Source organism: Pedobacter nototheniae (assembly GCF_004335085.1).
In the GTDB taxonomy this organism is placed as follows: Bacteria; Bacteroidota; Bacteroidia; order Sphingobacteriales; family Sphingobacteriaceae; genus Pedobacter; species Pedobacter nototheniae.
Genome location: NZ_RQRS01000057.1, coordinates 1 through 1,161, shown reverse-complemented (window position 1 = coordinate 1,161; position 1,161 = coordinate 1). Strand labels below are relative to the sequence as shown.

General features: G+C 38.4%; 1 protein-coding gene. It reads right to left on the bottom strand.

Annotation, left to right across the window (positions count from 1 at the left end; all coding sequences use genetic code 11):
* Nucleotides 1-10: 10 nt before the first annotated feature.
* Nucleotides 11-1,161, bottom strand: a 1,151-nt coding sequence (locus EHC72_RS22460; RefSeq protein ID WP_131539958.1) for an IS5 family transposase, incomplete at its 5' end; no start/stop codon positions are given.

Genomic DNA, 1,161 nt, shown 5'->3' with positions numbered 1-1,161 from the left:
TAGTCGTTCCTTAACAAAACCCACTATTTAATTTATTTTTAAAAACAGGATTAGAAAACAGCATAATTTGTATCTTATAAAATAAGAAAATAATTTTCTGTTTCAGTAGTTCCATCATTTTCTTCATGTTCCAAGCGGTTGCAGCTAGTAATGCATTGATTTGTGGTCCCGTTTCTCCCATGAAGTAATTTTTTGCCAGCCTAAAATCGGTTTTTAAATGTCCGATGATAGGTTCTATTGCCGCTCTGGTTCTAAATTTTTTGCGCTTTGTCTGCTTTTGATAAGCAGTGTCTTTTTTTCTTGGAGTGCTTGGGATGGAGATTTTCACGCCCTTTATTTCTGATTTTCCTCTGCCACCTCTATCGTAAAGGAGTTCTTTTGGGAGCTTTTGACCACCGGTTTCCATCTGTTCCAAAAGTGGTTCTATGGTGTGACCATCGTAAGGAGTTTGCAAAAATGCTTTAATCCCGAGAATGATTTTCTTGCCTTTGTTGGCGGTGGTTATCAAACCTACCTTATTCCCAAATTCATACTGGCTATGCGCTTTTCCTTTGGCAATACATCGGGTAAAAGGCTTGTGAATGCTGTAAATTTTATCGGCATCGTTTCTTTTTTGTGTGACAACCTTGGTGTACAATGTCATTAAATCTTTATAAAATTCTTGCTGTTCTGCATTAAAATTCCGTTGCAATTCACGAATCAGTCTCATGGCGATGGTTTTGAGCTGTCTTTGAGATTTCCTTGCCGCTTTTGCCCGCTTGGGATGTTTTCCGTTGTAGGTGTTGCGCACCATTTGTTTGCTGACTTTTGTGTAGCGTTGTCTTTGTTTTATGCCTTCATTTCCGGCTATTTTGTTGCAATAATCGATCACTTTTTTGCACAATTTTGCATCGGTAGGAAAAGAGGTATTATTCTCCTGAACGGTAGTATCGGACAAAACAAAATTTGAGGTGTTCGTCTTGGCATCGTGCATTCTTACGCTGTAGGCAAAGATTTTTTCGATGCCTTTTTCGCCAATTCTTTTTCGGAAATGAACAAAATTACTCGGGTCACAAGGAAATTCGTGTTCAAAGAAAACCCTGCCACAAAAATGCTGCATATAAGGATTCATGATCCAGGCTTTTTCCAACGTCTCATCGCCCAAATTATACAAATGTTTCA